The sequence below is a fragment of the Hymenobacter swuensis DY53 genome (assembly GCF_000576555.1).
Lineage (GTDB): Bacteria > Bacteroidota > Bacteroidia > Cytophagales > Hymenobacteraceae > Hymenobacter > Hymenobacter swuensis.
On record NZ_CP007145.1, the window covers coordinates 3218238 to 3242081 of the forward strand.

16 protein-coding genes are annotated in these 23844 nt (G+C 59.0%); 10 read left to right on the forward strand and 6 right to left on the reverse strand.

The features are described 5' to 3' along the window. Position 1: 1 nt before the first annotated feature. From HSW_RS15050 to uxuA, 4 genes are all read left to right on the forward strand, one after another. Positions 2 to 1069, forward strand: coding sequence for an endo-1,4-beta-xylanase (locus HSW_RS15050; protein ID WP_052346491.1), 1068 nt, complete (start codon positions 2 to 4; stop codon positions 1067 to 1069). A 452-nt stretch (positions 1070 to 1521) separates the two neighbouring features. Continuing rightward, positions 1522 to 3771 carry a beta-glucosidase BglX gene (bglX, locus tag HSW_RS15055; protein ID WP_044002592.1) on the forward strand — a complete coding sequence of 750 codons (2250 nt, stop codon included), beginning with the start codon at positions 1522 to 1524 and terminating at the stop codon, positions 3769 to 3771. 9 nt (positions 3772 to 3780) lie between these two features. Then, complete coding sequence (locus HSW_RS15060; protein WP_052346492.1) at positions 3781 to 4656, forward strand: SDR family oxidoreductase; 876 nt, start codon at positions 3781 to 3783, stop codon at positions 4654 to 4656. A gap of 197 nt (positions 4657 to 4853) precedes the next feature. Further along, positions 4854 to 6050 carry a mannonate dehydratase gene (uxuA, locus tag HSW_RS15065; RefSeq protein WP_044002593.1) on the forward strand — a complete coding sequence of 399 codons (1197 nt, stop codon included), beginning with the start codon at positions 4854 to 4856 and terminating at the stop codon, positions 6048 to 6050. Between the two features lie 47 nt (positions 6051 to 6097). Here the strand turns inward: uxuA and HSW_RS15070 are convergent, their stop codons facing one another. Next, the gene (locus HSW_RS15070) at positions 6098 to 7117 is read right to left on the reverse strand and encodes an Atu2307/SP_0267 family LLM class monooxygenase (protein ID WP_044002594.1); all 1020 of its coding nucleotides are present in this window, start codon (positions 7115 to 7117) and stop codon (positions 6098 to 6100) included. 283 nt (positions 7118 to 7400) lie between these two features. Here HSW_RS15070 and HSW_RS15075 point away from each other — a divergent pair, with 283 nt between their 5' ends. Continuing rightward, positions 7401 to 9440: a HelD family protein gene (locus HSW_RS15075; protein ID WP_044002595.1), complete on the forward strand. Its 2040-nt coding sequence runs from the start codon at positions 7401 to 7403 to the stop codon at positions 9438 to 9440. Between the two features lie 34 nt (positions 9441 to 9474). Here the strand turns inward: HSW_RS15075 and HSW_RS15080 are convergent, their stop codons facing one another. From HSW_RS15080 to HSW_RS15100, 5 genes are all read right to left on the reverse strand, one after another. Further along, complete coding sequence (locus HSW_RS15080) at positions 9475 to 10893, reverse strand: glycoside hydrolase family 125 protein (RefSeq protein WP_044002596.1); 1419 nt, start codon at positions 10891 to 10893, stop codon at positions 9475 to 9477. 154 nt (positions 10894 to 11047) lie between these two features. Then, positions 11048 to 13348 carry a GH92 family glycosyl hydrolase gene (locus HSW_RS15085; protein ID WP_044002597.1) on the reverse strand — a complete coding sequence of 767 codons (2301 nt, stop codon included), beginning with the start codon at positions 13346 to 13348 and terminating at the stop codon, positions 11048 to 11050. Positions 13349 to 13551: 203 nt separating this feature from the next. Continuing rightward, a complete protein-coding gene (locus tag HSW_RS15090; protein ID WP_081768601.1) occupies positions 13552 to 15900 on the reverse strand; it encodes a glycoside hydrolase family 20 protein in 2349 nt (782 codons plus the stop codon). A gap of 219 nt (positions 15901 to 16119) precedes the next feature. After that, positions 16120 to 16848, reverse strand: coding sequence for a copper homeostasis protein CutC (locus HSW_RS15095; RefSeq protein WP_071883121.1), 729 nt, complete (start codon positions 16846 to 16848; stop codon positions 16120 to 16122). After that, positions 16845 to 17867, reverse strand: a complete 1023-nt coding sequence (locus tag HSW_RS15100; protein WP_044002598.1) for a N(4)-(beta-N-acetylglucosaminyl)-L-asparaginase — start codon at positions 17865 to 17867, stop codon at positions 16845 to 16847. The genes HSW_RS15095 and HSW_RS15100 overlap by 4 nt, the downstream gene beginning before the upstream one ends. A 731-nt stretch (positions 17868 to 18598) precedes the next feature. On the opposite strand from HSW_RS15100, the gene HSW_RS15105 reads away from it, so the two are divergent. The 5 genes from HSW_RS15105 (at position 18599) to HSW_RS15120 (ending at position 23107) form a co-directional block, all read left to right on the forward strand. Further along, on the forward strand, positions 18599 to 19816 hold the full coding sequence (locus HSW_RS15105) for a site-specific integrase (RefSeq protein WP_197031886.1): 1218 nt from the start codon (positions 18599 to 18601) through the stop codon (positions 19814 to 19816). 248 nt (positions 19817 to 20064) lie between these two features. Then, the gene (locus HSW_RS23565; protein ID WP_081768434.1) at positions 20065 to 20364 is read left to right on the forward strand and encodes a helix-turn-helix domain-containing protein; all 300 of its coding nucleotides are present in this window, start codon (positions 20065 to 20067) and stop codon (positions 20362 to 20364) included. Further along, positions 20364 to 20771, forward strand: a complete 408-nt coding sequence (locus HSW_RS15110) for a hypothetical protein (protein ID WP_044002600.1) — start codon at positions 20364 to 20366, stop codon at positions 20769 to 20771. The genes HSW_RS23565 and HSW_RS15110 overlap by 1 nt, the downstream gene beginning before the upstream one ends. Next, positions 20758 to 21885: an AAA family ATPase gene (locus HSW_RS15115; RefSeq protein WP_081768435.1), complete on the forward strand. Its 1128-nt coding sequence runs from the start codon at positions 20758 to 20760 to the stop codon at positions 21883 to 21885. Before HSW_RS15110 ends, HSW_RS15115 begins: the two co-directional genes overlap by 14 nt. Positions 21886 to 22069: 184 nt before the next feature. Further along, positions 22070 to 23107, forward strand: coding sequence for a hypothetical protein (locus tag HSW_RS15120; protein ID WP_155832998.1), 1038 nt, complete (start codon positions 22070 to 22072; stop codon positions 23105 to 23107). Positions 23108 to 23844 lie beyond the last annotated feature (737 nt).

A 23844-nucleotide genomic window follows, 5' to 3' on the forward strand; every position in this document is an offset into this window, starting at 1 on the left:
CATGAAAGCAACCATCCTGCTGAGTGCCCTAAGCCTGACCTTGCTGACGCAGTGCGGCAAGAAAGATTCCGGCAACGGCAACCCACCCGAGCCGCCGCTGCCGGTGGCCAGCCTGAGGGCAGTGGCGCCGTTTCCGGTGGGGGCGGCCGTGAACATCAACCTGCTGAAAACCCGCGCCGCCTACCGGCAGGTGATGACCACCGAGTACAGCAGCATCACAGCCGAAAACGCCATGAAATTCGGCGCCCTGCACCCGTCAGCTACCACCTACAACTGGACTGATGCCGACTACCTCGTGGATTTTGCGCAGCAGAACAACATGCGTGTGCACGGCCACACGCTGCTCTGGTACAATTCGCTGCCGGGCTGGGTCACCAACTTTCAGGGCGACTCCATGGCCTGGGAAAACCTGATGCGCACCCACATTACAACCGTGGTGACGCACTTTCGGGGCAAGGTGGCCTCCTGGGACGTCGTGAACGAGGCCATCGACGATGCCGGCAACCTGCGCACTGCCAACGTGTGGCGCCAGCACCTCGGCGACCGGTACATCGACCGGGCCTTCCAGTACGCCGCCGCCGCCGACCCCGCCGCCCTGCTCTTCTACAACGACTACGGCAACGAGTACAGCACTACCCGCCGCACCGGCATCCTGAACTTAGTGAATGCCCTCAAAAGCCGCGGCGTGCCCATCCACGGCATCGGGTTGCAGATGCACACCAGCAGCAACATCTCCGATGCCCGCATTGCCGAAGCTATAACCACCGCCGCTGCTACCGGCCTGAAAGTGCACGTGGCCGAGCTGGACATATCCATGAACCCCAACCGCACCGCCACGGCCACGTTCACCGAGGCCCTGGCCGCCGCCCAAAAAGCGAAGTACAAGGCCCTCACCCAAACCTTCAAAGCCCTGCCGCCCGCCCAGCGCCACGGCATCACCACCTGGAACGTAGCCGATGCCGACACCTGGAAACGCACCGATTGCAGCTGCCCCGAGTGGCCCCTCCCCTTCGATGACAACTACCAGCGCAAACCCGCCTACGACGGCATTGTGGAGGGTTTGCAATAAGGTATAGAGACGCGACACTTGGCTACGCCGACCTTCGGTTCGCGTCTCCACGTCCGCGTAAACTGGTTCGTCCGGTTAAACAACATCAGCACATCGAGACGTGCAGGCTAAACAACATCAACAACGTCGAGACGCGAACCGAAAGTCGGCGCAGCAAAGTGTCACGTCTCTACAGCCACCCAAATCGCCAGGCTCCCCCTCTCCTTTTCGGAGAGGGGCCGGGGGGGTGAGGCCCCACCAGAACGAATTCCAACTACCCGGATGCTTCCCCCTGAAGGCAGCCTTCCCAGCCAAAGGGAAGTGTAGCCAGGTTTCTTTCAACGCGTCGGCCAGCCCGTGGGAATGCTGTCCTGACCGAAAAAAGGAAAGAACCGCTGTGCTACGCTTCTCTTTGGCCGGGAAGAATCCGACTTTTCCACGGCCCCGCGCCGTTTGCTTTTACTGCCTTCCGAATGCCAGTATCCCTATCCAAACGCCTCCTTTTTTCTAGCCTGCTGCTGTCGGCCAGCCTGACGGCCACGGCCCAGAAAACCAAAACGCCCGACGCCGCCACCATCGAGCAGCGCATCGACGGTCTGCTTCAGCAAATGACGCTGGAAGAGAAAATCGGCCAGCTCAACCAGTACTCCGGCCGCGAGGTGACGGGGCCGGCCAGCAACCGCAAAAACGACCTGCTCAACAGCATCCGCAGCGGGCAGGTGGGCTCCATGCTCAACGTGAAAGGCGTGGCCGACACCCGCACCATCCAGGCCGAGGCGCTGAAATCGAGGCTGAAGATTCCGCTGCTGTTCTCGCTCGACGTGATTCACGGCTACCAAACCGTTTTCCCGATTCCGCTGGGCGAAGCCGCCTCCTGGGACCTGGCCGCCATCCGCGAATCGGCGCACGTAGCCGCTCGTGAGGCCGCCGCCTCGGGTATCCACTGGACCTTTGCGCCGATGGTGGACATTGGGCGCGACCCACGCTGGGGCCGGGTGATGGAAGGCGCCGGCGAAGACACCTACCTCGGCTCCCAGATTGCGCGGGCCCGGGTGTTGGGCTTCCAGGGCGAAAAGCTGGGCGGCACCGATGCCATTATGGCCTGCGCCAAGCACTTTGCTGCCTACGGAGCCGCCCTCGCCGGCCGCGACTACAACGCCGTGGACATGAGCGAGCAGCAGCTGTGGGAGGTGTACCTGCCGCCGTTCAAAGCCGCCGCCGACGCCGGCGTAGCCACATTCATGAACTCCTTCAACACCCTGAACGGCGTGCCCGCCACCGGCAACAGCTACTTGCAGCGCGACATTCTGAAAGGCCAGTGGCAGTATCCCGGCTTCGTGGTGAGTGACTGGGGCAGCATCGCCGAGATGGTGCCCTGGGGCTACGCCCAGAACAAAACCGACGCCGCCCAAAAAGCCCTGGCCGCCGGCTCCGACATGGATATGGAAAGCGACGCCTACCACACCACGCTGGCTCAATCGGTGAAAGACGGTAAGGCCGACGTGAAGCTGGTGGACGATGCCGTGCGCCGCATTCTGCGCAAGAAGTTTGAGCTGGGGTTGTTTGATGACCCATACCGTTTCTCGGATTTGAAGCGCGAGAAAAAGGTACTCAACGACCCGCAGCACCGCGTAGCCGCCCGCGACGCGGCCCGTAAATCGGTGGTGCTGCTGGAAAACCGCAACAACACGCTGCCCCTCGCGCAGCAGCGCACCATTGCTGTTATCGGGCCGCTGGCCAAGGCCAAGCGCGACTTGGCCGGCAGCTGGATTGTGCTGGCTGACACCACCCAGATTACCTCCCTGCACGACGGCCTGACCAAACGCGCCGGCAAAAACGCCCAAATCCGCTACGCCAAGGGCTGTGAGGTAGAAGGCGACTCCCGCGCTGGTTTTGCGCAGGCCGTAGAAACCGCCAAAGCCGCCGACGTGGTGGTACTGGCCCTGGGCGAAACCTGGGACATGAGCGGCGAGGCCAAATCCCGCACCGACATTCACTTGCCCGGCGTGCAGGAAGAATTGTTTCAGGCCCTGAAAGCCACCGGCAAGCCCATTGTGATGGTGCTGCTGGCGGGCCGGCCGCTCATCTTCAACACCATTGCCGACCAGGCCGACGCCGTGCTCTACGGCTGGTTTCCGGGCTCGGAAGGCGGCACCGCCTTGGCCGACGTGCTCTACGGCGACTACAACCCCGGCGGCAAGCTGCCCAGCACGTTTCCGCGCGCCGTGGGCCAGATTCCGCTCAACTACCAGCAGTACAACACCGGCCGTCCCGTCACCAAGCCCGGCGACATCCGTTACAAATCCGCCTACATTGATGCGCCCAACACGCCGCGCTACGCCTTCGGGCACGGCCTAAGCTACACCACCTTCAAGTACGATAACCTCAAACTCAGCCAGCCGACCATGCAGGCCGGCCAAACCGTGACGCTGCAATGCACCGTTACGAACTCCGGCAAAGTGGCCGGCGAGGAAGTGGTGCAGCTTTACCTGCGCGACCTGGTGGCCTCGGTGGCCCGGCCGCTCAAGGAACTGAAAGACTTCCAGAAAATCAGCCTCAAGCCCGGCGAAACCAAAACCCTCACTTTCACCATCGACCAAAACAAGCTGGCTTTCTACAACCGCAAGCTGGAATGGCAGGCCGAGCCCGGCGACTTCCAGCTGATGCTCGGCTCGGCCTCCGACGATATTCGCCTCGAAAGCAAGCTCACGCTCCTCCCCTAACCTTATTCTATGACTACGCCATCATCTGAGCCGGCGGCTGCGTCCGTTCCTGCTTCCCGCCCTGCCTCTGCTCTCGACCAGTTTTCGCTGCGCGGTAAAGTAATTGTGATTACCGGCGCCACCGGCGTGCTGGGCGAAGCCATGTCGCGGGCCGTGGCGGAGGCTGGGGCCAAAGTCGCCATTCTGGGCCGTGATGCCGGCCGCGCCGCCGAGCGGGTGGCCGCCATTGAAGCGGCAGGCGGCGAGGCCCTAGCAGTGCTGGCCGATGTGCTCGATAAAGGCCAGATGCAGGCCGCCTGCAACGAAATTCTGACCACCTGGGGCACCATCGACGGGTTGGTAAATGCGGCCGGCGGCAACATGCCCGGCGCCACCGTCGGCCCCGACCAGGATTTGTTTGACTTCAGCATCGAAGACACCCGCCGCGCCGTGGACCTGAATTTGTTTGGCACCGTGATACCCACCACCGTATTTGGGCGCGTGATGGCCGAGCAAGGCAAGGGCTCGATTGTGAACATATCCAGCCTGACCGCCCAACGGCCCCTGACGCGGGTGCTGGGCTACACCATGGCCAAGAAAGCCGTGGAAGCCTACACCCAGTGGATGGCCGTGGAGCTGGGTTTGCGCTACGGCGGCGGCATCCGCATGAACGCCATTGCCCCCGGCGTGTTCCTCACCGACCAAAACCGCGCCCTCCTCGTGCAGCCCGACGGCACCCACACCGACCGCGCCCGCAAGTTCATCAACCACACGCCCTTCCAGCGTTTCGGCGAGCCGGAAGAGCTAACCGGCACGCTCATCTACCTACTCAGCGACGCCTCCCGCTTCGTGAGCGGCGAAACGGTGCTGGTGGACGGCGGCTTCAACGCGTACAGCGGGGTGTAGCTGTATGCTCCGCTCACGAAGCACGTCATTCCGAGCCTGCGAGGAATCTCGCGTGCTGACGTTGCCAAACTATTTCTGTCATGCTGAGCTTGCCGAAGCATCTCTACCGCAACAGTATATAATTTACTGTTGCGGTAGAGATGCTTCGGCAAGCTCAGCATGACGTTCTAATTTCCCGCTTTCAAACGCTACCTACAATGCCCATTATCCAAAGCTGGCGCTGGTACGGCCCCAACGACCCCGTTAGCCTCGCCGATATCCGCCAGGCCGGCGCCACCGACGTGGTGACGGCCCTACACCACATTCCGAACGGCCAGGTGTGGACCGTGGAGGAAATCCGGCAGCGCCAGCAGGAAGTGGCCGCCGCCGGCCTGACGTGGAGCGTGGTGGAAAGCGTGCCAGTACACGAGCAGATCAAAACCCGCACCGGCAGCTTCCAGCAGCACATCAGCAACTACCAGCAGAGCCTGCGCAATCTGGCCGCCTGCGGCATCTTCACGGTCACCTACAACTTCATGCCGGTGCTGGACTGGACCCGCACCGACCTGGCCTACGAAGTGGAAGACGGCTCGAAAGCCTTGCGCTTCGAAAAGGCGGCGTTTGTGGCCTTTGATGCGCTGCTGCTCAGGCGCCACGGGGCCGCCGAGAAATACTCCGCCGAAGAGCTAGCCGAGGCCGAAGCCCGCCTGAATGGCATGAGCGACGACGAAAAGCAGCTGCTCCAGCGCAATATTATTGCCGGGTTGCCGGGCTCCGAGGAAAGCTTCACGCTCCAGCAGTTTCAGCAGGCCCTGGATGCCTACGACGGTATTGACGCCGCCCGGCTGCGTGAGCACCTGGTTCTGTTTTTGCAGGAAATCGTGCCGGTGGCTGAGGAAGTCGGTATCAACCTCGCCATCCACCCCGACGACCCGCCCTACCCCATCCTGGGGCTGCCCCGCGTGGTGAGCACCGCCGCCGACGTGCAGGCGCTGGCCGACGCCGTGCCGTCGGTGCGCAACGGGCTGTGCTTCTGCACCGGCTCATTCGGGGTGCGCCCCGACAACGACCTGCCCGCCATGGTGCAGCAGTTTGCCCAGCGCATTCACTTCATCCACCTGCGCAGTACCCAGCGCGACGCGGCCGGCAATTTCTACGAAGCCAACCACCTGGAAGGCGACGTGGACATGTACGCCGTGATGCGCGAGCTGGTGCACGCCATGCAGCAGCGCCAGACCAGCCTGCCCATGCGCCCCGACCACGGCCACCAGATGCTCGACGACCTGCACAAACGCACCAATCCCGGCTACTCCGCCATCGGCCGCCTGCGCGGCCTCGCCGAGCTGCGGGGCCTGGAAATGGGCATTGCACGCGGCATGGAAGATGCCTTGGCAAGTACGCGGCAGGTGCGCTGATGGAGGGCATCAGCGCACCCGTTAGCAAGCCGCTGCCGCTTTCTGACTTAACGCAGCAGCGGGGCTACGCGGTGACCAATCAGCTCGGTAGCCTGCAGAATTTTCTCGTGCGGCAGCACGGCTACATCCATCTGAAACGTCACGCGGGAGATGCCACCCAGCGCCTCGCTGTGGCGCAGAATCTTGGCGGCTACTTCCTCGGGGCTGCCCACCAGCAGGGCGCCCAGCGGGCCGGCCTGCGCCTCTACATGCGCCCGCGTCGGGGCCATTCCGCCCCGCTCCCGGGCCCGTTGGCCGAAGGTCTGGATGTAGCCGGGCGCGAAACCATTCAGCGCCTCTTCGGTGGTAGGGGCAACATAGCCCAGTGAGTGCAGACCTACTTTCAGCTGCTCGGGCGCGTGCCCGGCCCGGCGGCCGGCCTCACGGTAGAGGTCCAGCAGGGGCCGGAAGCGGTGGGTTTCGCCCCCGATGATGGCCACCATCAGCGGCAGGCCCAGCGCCCCGGCCCGCACAAACGACTCAGGTGTGCCGCCCACGCCCAGCCAGATGGGTAGTTGCGCCTGCGCCGGACGCGGGTACACGCCCTGTCCCGTGAGGGCGGGCCGGAACCGGCCCTGCCACCGGATTTTCTCAGCGTCCCGAATGGCCAGCAGCAGCTCCAGCTTTTCGGCAAACAGCTCGTCGTAGTCATTGAGGCTGAAGCCGAATAGCGGGAAGGCTTCCGTAGACGAGCCACGGCCCACCACCATTTCGGCCCGGCCCTGCGAAATCAAATCCAGCGTGGCGAATTCCTGGAACACGCGCACCGGATCGGCAGCCGACAGCACCGTGACGGCACTGGTAAGACGAATGCGCGAGGTGCGCGCCGCTGCCGCTGCCAGAATTACGGCCGTGGCCGAATCGAGGTACTCGGCGCGGTGGTGTTCGCCAATGCCAAACACATCGAGGCCAACCTGGTCGGCGCGTTCAATCCGTTCGAGTAGCAGGCGCATGGCCTCCGTACCGCTCAGCAGGTCGCCGCCGTTTTGAAGTAGGTGGGAGGCAAAGCTATCAATTCCGACTTCCATAAGATAAATCAGTAGGTGAAAAAAGGATTTCTGCCTGGCCCTCCGGAGAAAGCCGGGCATCTGAGCTTCAACCGGACAAAGCCGCCGCCGGTTGCCCCGTAGCCGGTAGTTGCGCCGATACGCCGCTTCGGCGCGATGATAACACCCTTTTTCAGGTCTTCCGCAGTCTGGTTTACCTGGCCGACCTCGCAGCGCGCTGCGCAACCGATAAAATATGCGTGATTCGTCGGCAGCCCGGAATTTGATGGCACCTTTGTGGCCTGTTTTTCAGAATCAGCCCGTGATGAACGCAACCGAGCAAGAAGAGAGAGAATATCTGGAGGAAATCAAGGAGAAGCTCACGCTGGCCGTGCGGCGCGTGGATGACGCCGTGAAGCAGTTTTCTAGTGAGCTGCGCCAGAAAAAGCAGTATATCCACGAGCACCAGTCGGGCATGGATGAGGCCGACATGGTGGCCGCCGACCAGTCCATCAACCGCATGGCTCTCACGGGGGAAGGGGCCGTGGCCCGGAAGCGCCGCCTGCTCAAGCTGGTGCAGTCACCTTACTTCGGCCGCCTCGATTTCGGCCCGAAGAACCAGGCCGTCGCGCCGGTGTACATCGGGGTGCATTCATTTTTTGATGAGCAGCAGCGTCAGAATCTGGTGTACGACTGGCGCGCGCCCATTTCCTCTTTGTTCTATGATTTCGAGCTGGGTGAGGCCTCCTACGCCACGCCGTCGGGCACCATTCATGGCCGCATTGAGCTGAAGCGGCAGTACAAAATCCGGGACGGCCGCCTGGAGTTTCTGCTCGACAGTGATGTGAACATTCACGACGACGTGCTGCAGCAGGAGCTGGCCAAGTCCTCCGACGATAAGATGAAGAACATCGTCGCCACCATCCAGCGCGACCAGAACGCGGTAATCCGCAATGAGGAGGCCACGGTGATGATAATTCAGGGCGTGGCCGGCTCGGGCAAAACATCCATTGCGTTGCACCGCATTGCGTTTCTGCTCTACCGCTACCGCGAAACCATTGCCGCCAAGGACATCCTCATCATCTCCCCCAACAAGGTCTTCGCCGACTACATTTCTAACGTGCTGCCCGAGCTGGGCGAAGAGCACCTGCCGGAAATGGGTATGGAGGAACTGGCCGCCGACTTGCTGGAAAACCGCTACCAGTTCCAGACGTTTTTCGACCAAGTAGCGGCCCTGCTGGAGCACCACAACGCAGCCTTTATTGAGCGTATCCGGTTCAAGTCGTCGTTTGAGTTTCTGAGCCAGCTGAACCAGTATTTGCTGCACATTGAGAATACCTACTTCACCGTGAAGGAATTGCGGGTGGGCCGCACCGTGGTGCCGGCCGCCTTCATCCAGCAGAAGTTCCGGACTTACCACCGGGTGCCCCTGCTGAAACGGTTTGCCTTGGTAGCCAACGACGTGCGGGCCTACGTGCGCGACGCCGCCGGCCGCAAGCTCACGGGCCAGGAGAAAGGCACGATTGGGGAAGCCCTACCCCGCATGTTCCGGCTGCATAATGTGGCGGATCTGTACCGGGACTTCTACCGCTGGATTGGGCGGCCCGAGCTGCTGAAGTTCAACCAAGGCCAGCCCCTGGAATATGCCGACGTGTTTGCCCTGATTTACCTGCGCATCCGCCTGGAAGGCCTCCCCGGCTACGACCACGTCAAGCATTTGCTGATAGATGAAATGCAGGATTACACGCCCGTGCAGTACGCCGTGCTGTCGCGCCTGTTCCACTGCCGCAAAACCATTCTCGGCGACGTGAGTCAGACGGTAAACCCCTACAGCGCGTCGTCGGCCGAAACCATTGAGCGGGTGTTTCCGCAGGCCGATGTAGTGCGGCTTTACCGCAGCTACCGCTCCACCGTGGAAATTACCGCCTTTGCCCAGCGCATCACGCCTAATCCGAACATTATTCCGCTGGAACGGCACGGCCCCGAGCCCACGGTAACGCGCTGCACTACCCAACAGGAAGAACTGCAGGCCATCCGGCAGCTGCTGGCGGACTTCCCCGGCTCCGGCAATCAGTCGCTGGGCATCATCTGCAAAACCCTCCAGCAAGCAGAGCAGGTGTACGAGGCATTACAAGCGCCCGGCGTGTATCTGCTTACCGATGAGTCGACCAAGTTCAAGGAAGGCGTTATCATCACCACGGCGCATCTGGCCAAAGGCCTGGAGTTTGACGCCGTCATCGTGCCGTTTGCCTCCTCCCGCAACTACAAAACAGAGGTCGACCGGAGCATGCTGTACGTGGCCTGCACCCGCGCCATGCACCAGCTCACGCTCACGTATTCCGGTGAGTCTACCGCCTTCATTTGAGCGTGATAAGTCCTGTCATTTCCTGCGTTGTGGGTTACGTAAGTAGCCGGGGCTTTTCCTGGTACACCTTCCAGAGGAACTCCCCAAAGAGCGTGTTGGCCCAGGCAAACCAGGCCCGCGTGAACCTGCCGGCGTCGTCCTTGTGGAAGGATTCGTGCATGTAGCCGGTGCCGGCGTGGGTGGCGCGCAGGCTTTGCACGCAGGCCCGGATTTCGTCGTCATGCAGGCTGGTGAGGCCGCGTATGGCAATGGCAATGGGCCAGATCATGTCCTGCCCTACGTGGGGGCCTCCAATACCTTCCGCAGCCTGGCCTTTGAAGTAGAACGGGTTGTTTTCGGAGAGCAGAAACCGGCGCGTATTCTGGTAGATGGTGTCGGTAGCCGGCACCGCGCCCAGATACGGCAGGGCCAGCAGGCTGGGCACGTTGGCATCATCCATCAGCACCTGGCTGCCGAAGCCATCTACCTCGTAGGCGTAGATTTTGCCGTGTTTCGGGTGGTCGACAACCGCGTACTGGCGTAGGGCGGCTTCCACTTCGTCGGCCAAAGCAGTGAGCTCCCGCGCCGTGGTGGCGTCCCGGGTTAGCTGGTTCAGCATCTCACTGGCCTGGCGCAGGCTGGTTACGGCGAAAAAGTTACTGGGTACCAGGAAGGAATAGAGCGTAGCGTCGTCGCTGGGGCGGAAGGCCGAGCAGATCAGACCCACCGGACGCACGGGGTAACCGTAGCCGTTCATGGGCTGGGTGTCGGTGGCGGTGGCGGTTTCGCGCTGGAACTTATAAGGCCCCAGGCTGGCTTTGCGCTGCTGCGTGCGGAAAGTTTGCAGCACCGCCTTCATGGCCTGCTGCCAGGCCGCATCGAACGGCGCGGTATCCCCAGTGGTTTTCCAGTAGTGGTAGGCCAGCCGGATGGGGTAGCAAAGCGAGTCGATTTCCCACTTCCGCTCGTGCACGCCGGGCTGCATGGCCGTCAGGTCCGACTTCCACTCCCCCACCCGCGTGTCGTCGCCGTAGAAAGCGTTGGCGTAGGGGTCTTTGAGGATGCAGCGCGTCTGCCGGTTAATGACGCCGGCCACCAGCTGCCGCAGCTCCGCATCCTTCCGGATAAACTGCAGGTAGGGCCACACCTGCGCCGAACTGTCGCGCAGCCACATGGCGTCAATGTCGCCGGTAATAACGTATGTATCGGGCCGTCCCTCGCGCGTGGTGTAGGTAACGGTGGTATCCAGGGTGCTGGGGAAACAGTTCTCAAACAGCCACCCCAGTTCCGCATTGGACACTTTCTGCTGAAACTCCCGGATGGCCGCCTCCACCGCGCGGCTCCGGAACCGCCGGATGGCCGCTACCGGGCGCACCACCGGAAAGCCGGGTGCCGCTGCCAGCAGCGCAGTAGGTTGCAGCAGCGCGCCACCGGAAAGCAGCGTCAGGCCCTGGAGGAAGTGTCGGCGGTTCATCGGGTAAGTGGAACTTGGTGAGGAGTATTTTTTGGAGTGGGAGGATACAAGAACGTCATTCCTCGGCTCCGCTCGGAATGACATACCTCCTTCCGTGTCTACCAGGCAAGCTGCTTCGGGTGGCAGCTTCTGCGTGGCCGTGCTGGTGCCTTACTTACAGTACCGATTTCGGCCGGTCGGCGGGGGCCACGCCCCAGCTGGCGCTGGGTCTGGGGCCCATTTCAAACGTGAGCTTACCGCCCTGTAGTAGCTGCTGGTGCGTGATGTAGGACCTGGAGTAGGCCCGGCCGTTGAGCGTAACCGATTGAATGTATTTGTTGGCCGCGCTATTGTTTTTGGCTTCGATAGCCAGGGTTTTGCCGGCGGCCAGCTGAATAATCGCACGCTCCACGGCCGGGCTGCCGAACACGTACGCGCCATTGGCCGGGTTGAGCGGGTAGAAGCCCAAAGTGGAGAAAACGTGCCACGCCGACATCTGCCCGACATCCTCGTTACCGATGATACCATCGGGCTTAGTCGTGTAGAAATTATCGGTGATAAACCGGACTTTGTCGGCGGTTTTCCAGGGCTGGCCCACGTAGTTGTAGAGGTAGGTGATGTGGTGGCCGGGCTCGTTGCCGTGGGCATACATCCCTATCAGGCCCGAAATATCCGGGGACGCCTCCTCGCCCATGCTGCCCTTCACCAGAAACAAGGAATCCAGCTTCTGGCTGAACCGCTGTTCCCCTCCCAGCAAACCAATTAGCCCCTCCACGTCCTGGGGCACCAGCCAGGTGTACTGCCAGGCGTTGCCCTCCGTAAAGTCACTCTTCATGTGCACCGATTTGAAGGGGTCGAAGGGCGTACGCCACTCAGTTTGGGCCACGCGGCCACGCATGAAGCCGGCTTTCTTGTCGAAGTAGTTCCGGTAGTTGTTGGCCCGCTTGCTGAAGTAGGCGTAGTCCGCCGTTTTGCCCATTTTCCGGGCCATCTGCGCAATGCACCAGTCGGCCAAGGCATATTCCAGGCCTTTCGATACGCTTTCCACTTCGCCGTTAGCCGGAATATAGCCCAGCCCCTTCACCGCTTTCAGCCCGAATTCGTCGCGCATGGCGGTGGCCTTTACGGCCTCGTAGGCCAGGGCCGCATCAAAGCCTTTGAAGCCTTTCAGGTAGGCATCAACCACTACGGGTACGGCGCTGTAGCCCACCATGCAGTTGGTTTCGTTGCCCATCAGATGCCACACGGGCAGTTTGCCCTGCTGCTGGTAAATGGCTAGCATGGAGTTCACCATGTCATTGACGCGCTCAGGCTGCAGAATGGTGAACAGCGGGTGCGCCGCCCGGTAGGTGTCCCAGAGGGAGAAGGTGGTCAGGTTGGTGAAGCCGGGGTTGCGGTGTACCTGCTTGTCGGTGCCCCGGTAGTCACCGTTGTGGTCGTTGAAAACCGAGGGCGCAATCATGGTGTGGTAGAGGGCCGTGTAGAAGGTTTTCAGGCGGGTTTCATCGGCCTGCACCTGCACTTTCCGCAGCTCTTTGTTCCAGGCAGCGTCGGCCTGCTTCACTACCTTATCGAAGTTCCAGTGCGGAATTTCGGCTCGGATATTCGCCAGCGCCCCCATGGTGCTTACGGGCGAAATCCCCACTTTCAGCTGCACTCTTTCGCCTGCCCGCGTGGCGAAAGTCAACACGCCTTTGATGCGGTTGCCGGTGGCGGCGGGCTTGGTGTTGCCCAGCGTATCGAGCACCTGCACGCTGCTGAAATTACGGATGGGTTTCGAGCAGACTGCCGCGAAGTACAGGCGCTGATCTACGGCCCAGCCCCTGGAGTTGCGGTACCCCACGAGGGTGCTGTCGTTGAGCTGCTCAATGTGGGTATCAGTAGCCAGATCCCAGCCGATGCCCTGCTGCAGATCGAACACCAGGTGCGCCGCGTCGGATTTTGGAAACGTGTACCGGTGGAAGCCGACCCGCTCGGTAGCGGTCAACTCGGCCCGGATGTCGTAGCGCTTCAGGCGCACGGCGTAGTAGCCGGGCCGGGCCTCTTCTTCCTTGTGCGAAAACGTCGAAATCAGACCCCGATCGGGGGTTTTCACCCGGCCTTCGGTTACGCGCACCGGCCCGGTGGTGGGCATCACCGTCACGTCGCCCAGGTCGCCGATGCCGGTACCGCTTAGGTGAGTGTGGGAAAACCCGACGATGGTGGAGTCGGAATAGTGGTACCCGGAGCACCAGTCCCAACCCTCCGTAACGTTGACCGGCCCCAACTGCACGCCTCCGAATGGCACGTTGGCTCCCAGAAATACGTGCCCGTGAAACCCCGTGCCAATGTACGGGTCCACGTACCGGGTGAGGCTGGATTCGGGGGTTTTGGCGACTTTCTTCCGGTTGCTGGCATGAGGAGGGGCCATAGCCGTAGCGGCACCACAGATCAGGACAGTAGCGGCCAGGATAAATCGGTGGGCAATACGCTGCATAGGGTGGGGCTTGAGCCAGTAAACAGAGCAGAAATGGGCTGGTTTGGCATGAAGATAAAGCCCGTCATGCAGTATCCCTGGGCGGGCATACTGGGCGGCCAGCTTCAGCGAGGCCACCCAACGGCCAAACGGCCAGGACTACCAGCAGCGCAGTGTGTAGATGCTTCCTCATTCGAAAGAGCCCAGGGAAATAACGCAAGGCTTTACTGTACCACAATTTCACCGGCAAACAGCCAGGTTTCGGGCTTGGAGGCTCCAACCGCCTGGGCGTTCCTGGCCGTGATTCTGATAAACCGGGCCATGGTTTTCTGCACGTCGGCCCGCACTTCGCTACTGGTAGGCTTAGCTTGCGTGGCCTGCGCCGGCACGGGGGCGGAGTACACCGTTCGGTAGGTTTTACCGTCCTCCGATACCGCTACTTCCACGTTCGTTGGCAGCAGAATTCCGGAACCGGCAGCCCGCAGAAAAGTGCTTGTAACTGTGTTGATTTCGGTGGCTTTCTGCAGATCCAGCGTGGCTACCAGATCGGTGCCGTAGAAGCCCAGCCACTGCCCGTCGGCATGGTTGGTGGAGCCTTTCTGTCCATCCACCAGCGTTACAGGTCCGGTGCCTTTGTAGCTTTTGTTGGGCTCGTTGGTCAGCGTCACGGGAGTGGCAAAGGCCTTGTGCATCATTACTTCCCGGGTCGTGACTTTGCCCATCAGCTTCCCCTTTTCGAAAGATGCGGCTTTGATGACAGCCGAACTCGATACGGGAAACGGCTGAGTGTACACCCGCGACACAGCAGTTGGGGTCGAGCCATCAAGCGTATACATAATTTGCGGCCCCGCGGCGTCCGTTTGCAGGGTAACGAGGGTGGTGCGCCGGGCGGGGTCAAGGGCGAGCTGCTGCCGCACGTTGAAGGCGCTGCGGGAGTAGGTGGCACCCCAGGCTTCGTAGCGGCGGTACTGCTGCTGCATGCGCTGCTGAAAATCGGGCCAGCTCCGTTGCCGGGCCGGGGTCCAGAGCACCTCCGCCAGCGCCGACATGCGGGGAAACGCCATGTATTCCACCTGCTGCTCGGTGGGGATATACTCGGTCCAGATGTTGGCCTGCGCCCCCAGAATGTACTGCTGCTCGGCAGCGGTCAGCTCTTTGGGCGTGGGCTCGAAGGAGTATACCTTCGAGAGGGGCAGGTAGCCGCCAAACGACAACGGCTCCAGACTAGCCTCGCCCTGGGCATGGTCGAAGTAGGCGTGCGAGCCAGGGGTCATGACCACGTTGTGCTGCTGCCGGGCAGCCATGGTGCCGCCTTCCATCCCGCGCCACGACATCACGGCCGCGTTAGGTGCCAGGCCGCCTTCCAGAATTTCATCCCAGCCGATAATGCTCTTGCCCCGGGAGTTCACAAACTTCTCTATGCGCTGCACGAAGTAGCTTTGCAGCTCGTGCTCGTCCCTGAGGTTTTCCGCCTTCATGCGGGCCTGGCATTTGGGGCATTCGTGCCAGCGGGTCTTGGGTGCTTCGTCGCCCCCGATGTGCACGATGTTGCCCGGAAACAGAGGCATCACCTCCGTCAGCACGTCCTGCAAAAACGTAAACGTCTGCTCATTGCCGGCACAGAAAATATCGTCGAACACGCCCCAGAGCCGCTCCACCTTGAAGGGCCCGCCCGTGCACGACAGCTCCGGGTAGGCGGCCAGCGCGGCTACGGCGTGGCCGGGCATCTCAATTTCCGGCACCACCGTGATGTAGCGGTCCTGGGCATACTGCACCACCTCCTTAATCTGCTCCTGGGTGTAGAAGCCGCCGTAGCGGATGTTATCGAACTGGTGGGGCTGGTCGGTGTAATGCCCGATGAGCGTACCGTCGCGCCACCCGCCCACGGAGGTCAGCCTAGGGTATTTTTTGATTTCGATGCGCCAGCCCTGGTCATCGGTGAGGTGCCAGTGGAAAGTGTTCATCTTGTGCCGGGCCAGGTAGTCGATGTACCTTTTGACGAACTCCACCGGGAAGAAGTGGCGGCTTACATCCAGGTGCATGCCGCGCCACTGGTACCGGGGTTTGTCTACCACCTCCAGTGCCGGCAGGCGCACGGCCATAGCTGAGCGTTGCGTGGGCAGCAGTTGCCTGATGGTTTGCAGGCCCAGAAACACGCCCTGCGGTTTGCCGGCCGCCAGCACTACCTGCGTAGGCTGCACGCTGAGCATATATCCCTCGGTACCCAGGCTATCGAGCGGTTGTCGCAACATCAGGAAAATACTGCCGGGGCCCGGCCTGCCCGATGGTGCCGTCACTACCGGCAGCTGCACGCCGGCGGCGCGCTGCAGGTCCTGGCTCAGCACCTCCCCGATGCGGCGCAGTTCCTCATTTTTGGGGTCGACGTAAATTTTGGTGGCCGGCGTAACCGCAAAGCTGCCGCTACCGGCCGTAAGGCGCACCGGCTGCGGAATGATGGATAGGGCACTACGGTTTACGCTGGCCGGCTGGGCAGAAGCCGGTGCCCCGGCCAGTCCAATACCGCCGCCCAGACCCAGCAGCACCGCCAATGACACCCGGATTTTCTTTTTCACGAAGAAGGTAGAGTATAATAGAAGTGGCAAGAAACTTTGCTGCAACTGGGAAGCCCCGTTGTTGGGGGACAAAGGTGCAATAACCAGCCGCTTCGCCACTCCCTGAAGAGGAAAGGCACCTCACCGGGTGCTGTGTCATCGTTGGTTTGCGAAGCACCTGTAAAGTAAATAGTGTGCGCGAATCCAGTTCCGGGTGCTTGCCGCGAAGTATGCACTGGCTCAATCCAAAGGTGAGTTCAGGCACGCTGCCAATTCCCGCACGATAGTCGCATCGGTTTCCCAGCGTGGCGTATCAAACTCCGTGGCTTTCGGCGCAGGCGGAGCGGCCAGCTGCCTTTTGGCGCTGGCGTGAAACTCATGGGCACCCGTATGCCGGGCTAAGTCCCGGATGGTAGCGGGCGTCACTCCCGCGCCCGGCATAATGCTGATGCGCCCGGTTGCCTGCTGTACCAGCGCGGCCAGCTGCGTACGCCCTGCCGGCGCGGTGGGCTGACCGCCGGAAGTTAGAATCCGCTGGCAGCCCAGGCTGATAATTTCCTCCAGAGCCTGGTGTTGATCCGGGCATGCATCAAAGGCGCGGTGAAACGTAACTGGCAACGGTCCGGCCGCCGCCAGCAGCCGCCGACAAGCCGCCAGATCCACGCGGCCCGCCTGGTTCAGAGCCCCCAGCACCACGCCCGCGCACCCCAGCGCCCGGCACTGCCGGATGTCTGCTTCCATGATGGCTAGTTCCTCCGCATCGTAGCAGAAGTGCCCGGTTCGCGGCCGAATCAGCACGAATACGGGAATGGCAAGCCGGGTCAGTACGTGCCGGATGGTGCCGTATGAGGGGGTCGTGCCGCCCTGCTCCAGGTTCTGGCACAGCTCAATGCGGTGGGCGCCTCCGGCTTGCGCCGCCACGGCCGACTGCACCGAGCCCGCGCAGATTTCAAGCCCGCGCGCCCTCATTTCAGCAGGTAATCGGCCTGAATGAGCTGCTGCTGGTTGCCGGCGTCGCAAACGGCGTAGCTAAAGCCTTTCTGTAGGGCAAAGGCGCCGTGCTGGCCCTGGGCACTAATGGCAATAAAGCACACCTGAATGTCGCGGGCTTTGTCGCCTTTGATTTTGGCAATGCGCTCCACGGCGGCTTTACAGGCCGCTTTCGGTCCCATTCCCTGGCGCATAAGCTCCACCACGGTGTGCGCCCCGGCTATGCGAATCACATCCTCGCCCTGGCCGGTAGCGGCGGCGGCGCCCACGGCATTATCCACAAACAACCCCGAGCCGATCAGGGGCGAGTCGCCGAGGCGGCCGCGCATCTTAAAACCCATGCCGCTGGTGGTGCAGCTGCCGCTGAGCCGCCCCTGCGCATCCTGGGCCAGCATGGCAATGGTATCGTGGTTGTTGGCTCCGCCTACCGGGCCGGTTTTGCGGTTCCCGGTGTTTTCTATGTTGACGACGGGCTTGTACTGGCTGGTTTTGAGCCATTCGCGGTAGGCCTTTTCGGCGTCGGGGCTAAGCTTTTGGGCTTCCAGCGGAAAGCCCTGCGCCACGGCAAACTGCTGGGCACCCTCTCCTACCAGCATTACGTGCGGGGTACGCTCCATCACGCGCCGTGCCACGCTGATGGGGTGCTTAATGCGTTCCAAGGCCGCCACGCTGCCGCAGTTAAACTGCTCGTCCATGATGCAGGCATCCAGCGTCACGATGCCTTCCCGATCGGGGTTGCCGCCCAGGCCTACACAGCAGTTTTGCGAGGCTTCCGTCACCATCACGCCGGCCTCCACCGCATCGAGGGCACGGCCACCCTGGCTGAGCACTTTCCAGGCCCCGAGGTTCGCCGCCAGACCGGTGTCCCAGGTCGAAATTACCAGCGGTTTGCCAGCCACCGGAGCTGGTGGCAGACTCAGTGCCTCGGCAGACGGGCTGGCAGCCAATGCGGCTAAACTAGCGGCAGAGGAGGAGAGAAACTTACGACGGGTAGGCATACGGAAAGCAGGCAATGTGGACTCTCTCAAAGAAAGAGATTTTCGGGTGATGTTCCACAAAGTCCAGGCGGGGCGTAGCTTCCGGTTAGCTCGCCTCAGTGCGCTTGCTGCGCAATTGCCGCACTGTTGAGCGGCGGCAGTTACAGCCTGGTTATCCCGAGCTTTTCACGGGTGCTTCGCGCAGTCTGTCAATACTCTTTTCGCAGTAGCCTCCAGGAGTTGCGCATGTTCGCCTACGATGCGGGAGTTGCCTCGCGGATGAGCTGGGTCTGGTTGTTGCGCGCGTGACAACACCGGCATTCCGCCCTCGGCTACTTGGCCCCTAACCACTTTGAAACCCAATTTAAAACCACGCCCCAATTGTGTCCGGCTTAGCTGGACCACCTCATGATTCATTCAAACGGCATTGCCTTCGCAACCGAAATGGGCCTTTATCGAACCGGCCGGGCCAATGCAATTTTCCGCACAATTGCCTCAACTACAACAATTAACAGAAATAAAAAATCCCGCTTTACGATACCGTAAAGCGGGATAATGTGGGCCCAACTGGACTACCAACCATTTGCCCTATCTTATCATAATCATTCTTAAAACATCCATTTAAACGCTTTTTAAGCGGTTCATCGCAAGGATAGGACAAGTAAAAACAGGGTGAAATAAGAATTTTTGTCCCGTGAATTGTCCCGTTGACTTATCCCTCTACCTTTGACAGGGCCATTAACCCCTCCCCTGTGCTACGGACAAAATTCTACCTTACGGATGCCCAATCGGCATCTCCCACGGCTATCTATGCCGCTTGCTATCTGGATGGCAAACGCAAAAAGCTTTACACGCCCTTGTCCGTTTTACCCAGCCAATGGGACAGCAAAGCCCAACTATTTCGCCGAAGCTTCGCCAATTACTCAAATGCCAACCGACTGCTTCGGTTTCTGGTAACTGAACTGGACGACTATTTCTTGGCCACTGTATCGAAGGGCAAGTTGGTGCTGATAGAAGATCTACGCACTATCATCGCCCGCATCCTCACCGGAGCTGAGCCCCCAGAAGTCACTTTTACCGATCATCTCTCCAACTGGATTGAGGACAGCAAGCGGGATGTGAAGCCCTCCACTATCAAGAGTTACATCACGTTTCGAAACCACATTCTGGCTTTCGGTAAAGCCAAACGCTACGCCTTGGACTTCTCGACTCTGGACCTGGCATTCTCTGAGGCGTTCAAAAACTATCTACTCCAAACAGCAAGACTCACCAACACATCCGTCAATAATGTTATCAAGAATCTGAAGGTGTTCCTCAATGCCACCCATAATAAGGGCTTACATGAGTTCCAGCATCATACTCGCTTCAAAAAGCTAGAAGGGCATACTCCGGAACTCATGTGTCTTTCAAAAGAAGAGAAGGCTGCCATTATTGGCCTTAACCTGGACTACTTCCCCCGTCTGGAAAAGACGCGTGATGTGTTCCTTTTTGGTTGTGAGACAGGGCTCCGCTTCTCCGATATCATCGCGTTGTCGCCCCACCAAGTGCACAAAGATTATATCCTACTCACGACCCAGAAGACTAATGATTTTCTGAAAGTCCCACTATCAAGTCTGGCACACTCTATTCTGAAGAAGTACGCTGGAAAGCAGGTGAAGGCGCTACCAGCGAAAACAAACCAGAAAACCAATGCTGACTTAAAGCAAATTGCCAAACTCGCTCGTCTGGAAGCTCTGGTATCGGTTGCCACTGTGCGCGGCACCGACCGACAGAAACTGATGGTGCCCAAATGGAATCTATTGTGCACACACACTGCCCGCCGTACGTTCGTCACGCTGGCTCTTGAGGCTGGAATGCGGCCGGAAGTAGTGATGCGTATTACCGGCCACAAGAACTATCGAACTTTACACCAGTACACCAAAATTACCGATTCGGTGGTGCAAGATGAATTCCTAAAGCTACTAAGCTAAATAATAGAACAAAACCAATAAAAACGAGTGGCATCCGGTTAGTCCAGGTGCCACTCGTTTTTATTGGTTTCGTGTAGCAATCTGATCTTCAACCAGCCGATTTTTATCCTTAACGCAACTATAATCGGACATAATCGGACATAATCGGACATAATCGGACATCCGTGGACACGCGCTTTTATCTTCCATGTTCTTGCCTTACCCTTGCTCAACAATCACAAAAACCACCTAAACACACGTAGAGCAAGATGAAACATGATGTAGTAGAAATCCTTTGGGAACAGTTTGAAGAAAGAATTTTCCGAACAGTGTGTAAAGCACTACAACAAGCCCCACAGGATGCCGCCACAGGCAAAGCCACTGTAGACGACCGCCTGTACACGAAGGAAGAGATATGTCAGGAACTAGATATTTCTAAGACTACCCTGACCTCTTGGATGAATGACAACAAGGTTCCATTCATCCGGCTGGGCCGGCGCATCTACTTCCAAAAAAGTCTGGTACTGGAAGCTGGGCGTGCTCATCAGAAGTATCAGCGCCGGAAGTAATGAACCAGCTCACAAGCCAGTCTCTCTTTGCCTTACAAGGTGCGCAGCAAGCTCTTCGGACTATTATACATATCCGAATACAGCACGAGAAAAAGCAAGCTCAGAAAGGCCTACTGGTACCTGCATTTGTGCAACGCGAAACCAGACAGTTGGCTGAAATCCATGACGATCTGGATGACTTGATCGAACAAAGCGAAACACTGCTGCCGAATGAGGCATTACAAGGAGCTGAACTAGGGTTTTTCAAATGCTTGGACATTATGGCCAAACAGGGAATTCTATCTACTCAACCAACGGGTTCAGCCGGACGCTTACTCGACTCGTCGAAGAGAAGTGTTGACCGAATCCTTGCCCAGCGTCAATTAAATAAAGGCTCCGTAACTGCGTCTACTCATGGCCAAGTTTAATTTACCAGTCAACGAATTGCCGCCAGCCCCTAGCATGGAATTAGCGGCAGGCAGGCCTCGCATCCGGTATTCAGCTGAGCAATTACGACAGTACCGCATTACTTCTGACTCACAGGTAGCCAAGCCTGAGCCTGCTATCTACATTCGAGATTCTGTTATTGCCATGAAGGGCGACTTAGCGGTAATTTCTGGCCCAGCAAAGGGAGGCAAAAGTGCCGTTTGTCTTAATATGTTAGCTAGTGCGCTATCGCCGGATGATACGGATATCGATACGCTTAGCATCCAGGTACCTCACGCTGGTACCAAGCCGGTAATTTATGTGGATACCGAGCAGGGTGATTATGCGGTGGCTGGCATGCTCAAGCGGCTCTGTAGCATTCTGGGGCTTGACAGGGCCCCAACCAATTTGCACATGCTGTCCTTACGAGAAGAACCCAAAGAACGCGCTTACGATATCATCACAAGCTATCTGGAGGCAGAGGCCTGCCCCCACCTAGTCATTATTGATGGAATCGGTGACTTGGTTGGCAGTGCAAATGATGAGGTAGAGGGCATTCGCATCCTTCGAGAGTTTATGGCTCAGGCCTCCCGGTTGAAAACGACCATTGTGACGGTGTTGCATGATAGCCATGCCAACAGCGCCAAACCACGAGGTCACCTAGGCAGCGAAGCCGAACGCAAAGCGGGTGGCCTGATAGCGGTGGCTATGGAGAATGGGGTACGCTATTTAGTTGCCCGCAAATTGCGCTACGGAGCCAATTTCGACCCAGTACCCTTCATGTGGTGTGATATTTCCAAGCGTTTCATCTCCATGGAGCCCTCCGATATTCCGGCTCGGTTGCAAGTAGACAGAGCTGCCAACCGAGAAGCGGAGGCCCGGCTATTAGCCAAGCAGTGTTTCCCGTATGGCACCGCAGAGGTGCGCTCTAAGGCACTAGTTGACTTAGTAAGAACCACTACCAAGAAAGGCGAGAGTATTGCCTACAAGCGCATTGAGGATATGGTGGAGTTTGGGTTCGTGACGGCCCGCAAAGACGGATCAGCCACCTACTACTCCATTGCCGCTGCCTTGCAGCCCCAGCCCGACCCGCAGATGGAACTTTCCCTGCCTTAAATCGGCACTTTACTTTACTGTAGTGGGTGTATATAGGCCGCCCCACAGTAAAGCACCCTTCTCTTTTTCCTTCCGGCAGCTACTTCGGCGCTTTGCTTTACCCCTCCTTCATATAGAGAGGAAAAGTAAAGTAAAGCCCTCCTATGCCCTATTGCGAAGTTGCTCCCACTTCACCTACACTGTAATGGCTCACACTAAAAACTGTCAATCTTGCGGCACCACAATCATTGGCAACATCAACCGCCGGTTTTGTACGGATGCCTGCCGTAAATACTACAAAGCACACGGTAATACTGGGCACTCTGGTTTGTCGGACAACCGGTTGAACAGAACAGAAAAATCCGGAGAAAAGCGGAAATCAGCCTCCTCTTCCATTGGTGATTATGCTGCTAAGCGCCTGATTGACTTTGCCGGCAAAATGGCCGGAAACCAGCTTCTATCGGCTTCAGCAGAACCCAAACTGAGCAATATTGCTGGCTTGGTAGGGCAAACACCACTGCTTACTGCTACCCTCACGGGTGAAATACGCGCTGGCCGGCAGCCGGGACAGTACCGACCGGCGCTCCCCACTACTCTTCGGCACTTCCTGGGCGAGCTTATGCACCCGTTTCAGATGCTGATTTGGGGCTTGCCAGGCAGTGGCAAATCAACCATGAGCATGATAATGGCCAATGAAATGGCAGCCTTCCGTAAGGTGCTCTACATTTCCGGGGAGGAAGGACTGAATAGCGCTACACTCCGGCAAAAACAGGCTCGTACCATCACCCGCCCCGACCGGTTTTTATTCGCCAACCGGTTACCTAATTCTAAGCTGGAATGGCGGCAGATTTTGCTTACCGGTGCCACCGGTCAAACGTCCGGTCAATTGTCTGGAAACGCACTTTTTCCCACCGGTCAGCATACCGGAGCCACCGGTCAGGCAACCGGTGGCGCTCCTGAATACCGGACCATTGTGTATGACTCTATCACAATGCTGGGAATTCACCCTTTTCATGTGAAATCCACCGCTAACGACTGCCAGCTTCCAGCGTTCAGCCAACATATCAGCCACATCTTCATCAGCCACGCTCATAAAGACGGGAAAGAGTATCGGGGAGATGGTAGCTGGGGCCATGAGGTGGATATTATCATCCGGTGCCATGAAGGCGTTGCCACCATTCAGAAGAACCGTTTTGCCACGGCCGAACAGGGCCGAATAGGTACAGAATATAAAATCTATTAACCGGCTTAAAGACCAGTTGGCCGGAGTCTAGGCTCATAATTGGCTGCTCACTTTGTACCATCTGCCTGGAAGCGCAAAACGCCTACCGTAGCCAACGGTAGGCGTTTTGCGTCTATTCTGATTGCGAGTTTGCTTAAATCAGCGGTGGGCCCCGCTCGGCCAGGAATTGGTTGTGGTGGGCGGTGGCTTTGCTTGATTTCGACCAGCTGTTGGTGTACGCCTTGCAGGTCAATTTCCTTAGCGGAGGTGACCGTTCTGTGTCACCTCTACCAACAGCACCCTCATGAGCAACAGCGTACTCTAAGGCAGGTTATTCGAAGTGTAGCCTACAATTTGTTAACGCATTTAGCAGAAGTTCACTAAAAAAAATGGCACTTTAAACTAAAACATAGTCAGTTTTACTTGTAATTTAACATGAATTATTTCAGACAGCATTTAATAAAGCAAAGCACATGTCAAGATGTACAGCACCAAGATACGGACATCGCACATCGAGCGGAAGAGAGGCATGTCCAGCCTGTGGCGGCCGCTCTAGCTACAGTTCGCCCTCTTACTATTCTACACCATCCTCCCAATCATACCCTACTACATCTTTCTCGTCGAGTTATAATTCAGGGACTAGAAGTACTGGAGGCAGCAGATCAATTAAGCCACGCTGGTCGCGGGGAAGTACGGGGGTGAGAGACAGCTCGGGTTCGGCAGGGAGTTCAGCGATTCTGTACACGCCTGCCGAGGTA